Annotated in this window: 4 protein-coding genes, 1 tRNA gene, 2 rRNA genes and 1 pseudogene; 3 read left to right on the top strand and 5 right to left on the bottom strand. The window is 57.1% G+C overall.

What is annotated here, in order from left to right; all coding sequences use genetic code 11:
* From EI28_RS13610 to rrf, 3 genes are all read left to right on the top strand, one after another.
* Positions 1-2,164, top strand: a 23S ribosomal RNA gene (locus tag EI28_RS13610); the annotation flags it as partial.
* A 109-nt stretch (positions 2,165-2,273) separates the two neighbouring features.
* Positions 2,274-2,345: transfer RNA gene (locus tag EI28_RS11380), tRNA-Cys, on the top strand.
* A gap of 89 nt (positions 2,346-2,434) precedes the next feature.
* A 5S ribosomal RNA gene (gene rrf, locus EI28_RS11375) occupies positions 2,435-2,556 on the top strand.
* Positions 2,557-2,960: 404 nt separating this feature from the next.
* On the opposite strand, the gene EI28_RS15565 is transcribed toward rrf, so the two are convergent.
* From EI28_RS15565 to EI28_RS14455, 5 genes and pseudogenes are all read right to left on the bottom strand, one after another.
* On the bottom strand, positions 2,961-3,449 hold the full coding sequence (locus tag EI28_RS15565; RefSeq protein ID WP_369792290.1) for a hypothetical protein: 489 nt from the start codon (positions 3,447-3,449) through the stop codon (positions 2,961-2,963).
* A 152-nt stretch (positions 3,450-3,601) separates the two neighbouring features.
* Positions 3,602-4,351, bottom strand: a complete 750-nt coding sequence (locus EI28_RS15560) for a molybdopterin-dependent oxidoreductase (RefSeq protein ID WP_369792289.1) — start codon at positions 4,349-4,351, stop codon at positions 3,602-3,604.
* Between the two features lie 85 nt (positions 4,352-4,436).
* Positions 4,437-4,721: pseudogene (locus tag EI28_RS15555) on the bottom strand (molybdopterin dinucleotide binding domain-containing protein); the annotation flags it as partial.
* Between the two features lie 147 nt (positions 4,722-4,868).
* Positions 4,869-5,306, bottom strand: a complete 438-nt coding sequence (locus EI28_RS11365) for a hemerythrin domain-containing protein (protein ID WP_048114953.1) — start codon at positions 5,304-5,306, stop codon at positions 4,869-4,871.
* Positions 5,307-5,409: 103 nt separating this feature from the next.
* Positions 5,410-5,658: hemerythrin domain-containing protein (locus EI28_RS14455; RefSeq protein ID WP_048114951.1), on the bottom strand; the 249-nt coding region annotated here is incomplete at its 5' end.

The following is a 5,658-nucleotide window of genomic DNA, read 5'->3' as shown; positions in this document are numbered from 1 at the left end:
TAAGACCCGAAGCCCAGCGATCTATGCGTGGGCAGGTTGAAGCGTGCCGAAAGGCGCGTGGAGGACCGCAAGCGGTTTTGATATGCAAATCATTCGTGTGACCTGCGTATAGGAGTGAAAGATTAATCGAGCTGGGCATCCGCTGGTTCCTCTCGAAACATGCCGTAGCATGACCTGGCTGGAGATAGACGGTGAGGTAGAGCACTGATTGGGGGAGCTGGGGGAGAAATCCCTCACCCTCCTGTCAAACTCCAAATTCCCCGTCGTCGAAGAAGGCTGGCAGTCCGGACTACGGGGTAAGCTTGTAGTCCGTAAGGGAGACAACCCAGACCGTGGTTAATGTCCCTCAATGTAGGCTAAGTGTCAACACTGAAAGGCGTCCCAGGCCAAAGACAACTGGAAGGTGAGCTCAGAAGCAGCTATCCTTTAAAAAGTGCGTAACAGCTTACCAGTCGAGGTTTGGGGCACTGAAAATGGACGGGGCTAAAGCCTACTACAGATACCACGGACCACACTTTCGTGTGATGGCGTAGAGAGGCGTGCTGCCTGGGCAGAAGCAGGGGCGTAAGCTCCTGTGGACCGGGTAGCAATGAGAATTCTGGCATTAGTAGAAGCAAAGTTGGGTGAGAATCCCAACCGCCGGAGGGGCTAGGTTTCCTCGGCAATGTTCGTCAGCCGAGGGTTAGTCGGTCCTAAGATGTGTCGTAATTCGAGCACGTCAAAAGGGAAACAGGTTAATATTCCTGTACCATTCATCCGTAGCGTTAATTCGCCCTGACGCTTCGGGATATGCCGGGCAGGGCTGTCGCCCTGTCCAAGCGTCCAAGCTCGTGGAGTACCGCCATGGTGAGAAGCGAGTGAAAGCGTGATGGGGTAACTCGGCAAATTCCTGGAGCCCGTGAAAAGGGGGATGAATGTCCGTACCGAGATCTGACACAGGTGCCCCTAGCTGAAAAGGCTAAGGCGTGTCGGTTTAATCGTGTTAAGGGAACTCGGCAAATTAGCCCCGTAACTTTGGGAGAAGGGGTGCCTGCCTGGCGATCAGGCAGGTCGCAGTGACCAGGGGGCTCTGACTGTCTAATAACAACATAGGTGACTGCAACTCGGAAACGACTAGTATAGTCACTGATTCCTGCCCAGTGCGAGTATCTGAACACCGGGTTCAACCGGACGAAGGACTCGTAAACGGCGGGGGTAACTATGACCCTCTTAAGGTAGCGTAGTACCTTGTCGCTTAATTGGCGACTTGCATGAATGGATTAACGAGAGCCCTACTGTCCCTAACACGAAGCCGTTGAACATTTTATCCTAGTGCAGAGACTAGGGACTCCAGATGGGAAGTGAAGACCCCGTGGAGCTTTACTGCAGCCTGTCGCTGTGTTACGGTATTCCTTGCGCAGCGTAGATGGGAGGCGTCGATCCACCCCTTCCGGGGGGTGGGGAGCCAACAATGAGACACCATCCTTGGTTTACTGTAACACTAACTCAAACCTGAGGACAACGATAGGTAGGCAGTTTGGGTGGGGCGCCACACCCTCGAAAAAATATCAAGGGTGCCCTATGGTCAACTCATGTGAGTCAGAAACTCACAGGAGAGTGTCAAGAGCATAAGTTGGCCTGACGCGATTTCGCATAGCAAGAAATCGCGAGAGGAAACTCGGGTCTAACGAACCAATGAGCCTTATTGATGAGGGCCATTGACGACAGAAAAGCTACCCCGGGGATAACAGAGTCGTCGCCGGCAAGAGCACATATCGACCCGGCGGCTTGCTACCTCGATGTCGGTTCTTTCCATCCTGGCCGTGCAGCAGCGGCCAAGGGTGAGGTTGTTCGCCTATTAAAGGGGATCGTGAGCTGGGTTTAGACCGTCGTGAGACAGGTCGGTTACTATCTATCTGGAGTGTAAGGAGTCTGAAGGTAAGATGGAAATAGTACGAGAGGAACTTTCCGTCGTCGCCTCTGGTCGATCGGTTGTCCGACAGGGCAGTGCCGAGCAGCTACGCGATAAGGGATAAAAGCTGAAAGCATCTAAGCTTGAAACCTGACCTAAAAAGAGACTCCGTTGAGGACACGGGTAAAAGACCCGCTTGATAGGTCCGGGATGTAAGCACGAAGGCAACGACGTGTTCAGTCCGCGGATACTAACGTCCGATGCCTTCCGCTGAACTCAGACGAAATCCGGAGTACGCACCGAAAAACGCCTTACGGCCGAATCTGATGAGGGTGTAACCCTTAAATAGATTGGGCGACAACATAGTAAGGCAACACAGCTTGCCAAGGTGGCGGAGCGGCCACGCGGTTGACTGCAGATCAACTACACCCCGGTTCAAGTCCGGGCCTTGGCTTCCGACCGGACGCGAAGCGGCTGGGCGGGGAGAAAATCCGTAAGGATTTTCGACTCCATCCAAACGCATCACACCCGGTCGTAACTGGTAATAGCGGCCATAGCAGAGGGGAAACACCTGGACCCATTCCGAACCCAGCAGTTAAGCCCTCTCACGTGATGTGTGGTACTGAGGTGCGCGAGCCCTCGGGAAGCGCAACTCGCTGCTATTACTTCCCTTTACTCTGAAAACTGTTCTTAGAGTTTCCACTCTGTTCTTCTTAGAACTTCTACTGTGCGAACGCTGGTAATTGATCGTTCTTCTTCTGCGTAGCGCACGTTTTACATCAATACTATTCACAAAACCGGGTGAAGAAGAGAGGAAGCGATCTCTGTCGCCCCGTTAAACCTCGCTTGCAGCGCCTCCCGGGACATCCGGCACGATGCCCGGTCCGGCTCTTCCTCGTTCCCGGCCGTTTGCGGGTGTTCCGCGGTTTGGGTTGATGGAATTGAGGCTTTAAAGATTGGATCTCAATGATGCGCCGCCGTTGCGGTGACACCATTCTATCTGTCGACGGTGTTGTTTATTTAACTTTTGTTTCAAGTCGAGCCAATTGCATTTACTCCTGCGCGCGCATCACGATACCGGCGGCGCCTCCGAAGATTGTGGCTTTTGGACGCTTACGATGTAAGGCTGGCGTCTTTCCCGTATCCGGGATAGGATCTGCGACAGCACCTCCTCGTCGGTCGGGAGACCCGAGGAGAGAACCTTCTTCATCCGGATCGGGACGGAATCCATCCTGTAGCCCGTTCCCTCACAGTCGATTCCCACACATGCGACCGGGATATGGAGATCCGCAAAGGAGGTGCTGAGCGAGACGAACGGATCGATGACGATCGTGGGGATCGTCGCAAGGTGTTCGTTGCACCTTCTCGGCAGATGAGCTCCCGGATCGGCGCCGATGATGAGGCATGCATCGGCTTCTCCCCGGCGGAGCAGGTCGACTGCCGTCGTCTCCCCGGGGTTGTAGTAGGGTATCCCGCGGGAAAAATCGACGCCGTAGGGATAGCCCGTGAGGTAGGAGAACGTCTGGTTGGTGCCGTTGACGTTCCAGTGCCCGCGCATGGGGGTCAGGGTGAACTTCGTGTGCCGGTTGAGTTCGTCGACGAGCTGGATGGCGTTCCTGACGTTTTTGTACCTGCCGGGAGACTGCGTCAGGCCTATCCCCGTGAAGAGCGCGCCGAACCGGGCGTTCCTGCAGAGGTCCGCCAGCCAGATCAGCCTCTCTCGCGGGACGCCTGCAACGGTAGGAGGAAGTGCATCCGCATGGCCCCTGATGATTGCCCGCAGGCTGAAAAGACGGCGTAATCCCCACCCGGCTTGATCCGTATGAACTCGTCGGCAATCTTTGCGGTGTCGGTCTCCCTGATGTCCACGACGACGAGAGTCCGGTCGTGATGCCCGTTCTCCCGGTACTTTCCGTTGACGAACGTCGTATATCGGGAGAGATGGCGCGGGTGTGACTCTATGGGGTTCGAGCCCCAGTAGATCACGACGTCGGCCCGGTTCTTCACCGCACCGAGCGTGCACCCCGGGTGACCCGCCTCCTGGATGCCCATGATCGAGGGGCCGTGGCAGATCGACGAACAGTTGTCGATCACGCCCCCGATCGTCTCGGCGATCTGGATGCCGATGCACTGCGCTTCCGCGGACGTCCCGCTCCACCCAAAAAGGAGCGGCCGTTCGGCGTTGGCGAGCACCTCCGCGGCATACCGGATCGCCTCCGCGAACTCGATCGGGCTCCATGAGTGGTTATCCCTCAGGATTGGCGATCTGAGGCGGCTCTGCGACAGGAACTTCTCCGAGCCGAGCGAGCATGCGTTGTCGACCGACCTGACGGCCCCGCCTTCGACCCTCACGACGAGGTCGTCGCAGAGGCACCCGCAGAGAGGGCAGGCAACATCGCGGATGGTTACGGGACCGCCGTCGTCTTCCCCGCAGCACCGGCACCGGAGGGCATGCAACACCGCCTTCCTCGATGAGGATATCCCAGCCCGATCGCGGGGGCTGCTCGGTTCGCGTCACTGTCCCTTCCAGCCACTTGTAGTCCGGAGCACCGGTTCCCCGCGTGGTCGCGTGCAGGATTGCGTTCGCGTGCGGTCCGCAGGGGACGAATACGGTTCCGGAGACGAGATCGTCGCAGGGTGTGGCGAAAAACACCTCCTCTCCTGTCCCGGTCGAGAGGAGGAGATAGTCTCCTGCCGCGGCCCCGAGTTCCAGGAGATCGAACGGGTTGACGAAACAGCGTGCCGTTTCATAGGAATATCCGGGCATGTCTTTGTAGTAGAGTTGCCTGCCCTGGGCGATTGTCCTCCCGCTCGTGATGAGAACGTTCATTAATGGTCTGTCTGACTTCCGCACCGATAATGTTTACGTTCTCATGTTTACTGACAGTAAAAATTAAGGAGGTTTGTTTTATGTGGTGGGCGGCATTTGTGGGAACAAAAGGGGTGCCGGGTACCCCGGCAATGCGGACAGTGTCCATCACACCGTAACGTACCGCGCTGCCGCCACCTTCTCCCGCTCAAACGTCTCGCTGAGCGCGAACAGGTCACTCCTGTCGAGATGCTCCTCTGCCCGGGCGAAGACCTCGCCCTCTTCCGAGGCGAAGTGAGCCTCGACCCGCTCCCGGAGATCGACGAGCGCCGGCATCCAGGCATCGTCCCGGAGGGGGATCTTCTCGAACCGTGCGAACGTCTCCCTGACTTCGGTATGTTCGTCGAGCGACCGCCGTATCTCCTCCGGAACCCTTTCCCGGAGGTGCGCATACAATGTAGCCTCCTCCGCGTACATATGTCCCGGCAGCTCCCGGCGAAGCGTGATACACCGGACGTCCCGGGTCTCGGGGTTGCTCTCGAGCTCGTCGAAGAGCGCCCTGATAAGATCGTGATCCTCCCGGATCAATTCAAGAATCTGCGGCATACGCGTCCTCCGTCCGGGGGAGAATAGGGTATGAGGAACTTAACGATTTCGCCCGGCCGATCCCGGCCAAAAAAAAGGAGCGCCGGTGCCTTCGTCCGATCGCTCAGCGTGCCGCCATCGGCACCGCGCTCTTCTTTGCCTCTTCGTAACTGCTGCCGAGACTCGAGAGTTCGTCGCTGCTCATCTTCTGCTGCATCTTGGGGAAGATCTCTTCCTCCTCCTCGCTGATATGGTGTTTTACGTTCTCCTGGATCACCGTTATCTTCGCCACCCAGACGTCCTCTTCCGACATGGACGCGCTGTCGAGCTGGGATAGCAATGATTTGACTGCGTTGTGCTCCTCGATCGACTC

It is taken from the genome of Methanoculleus sp. MH98A (assembly GCF_000691865.1).
GTDB lineage: Archaea > Halobacteriota > Methanomicrobia > Methanomicrobiales > Methanoculleaceae > Methanoculleus.
This window is presented reverse-complemented; position numbering and strand designations above follow the sequence as displayed.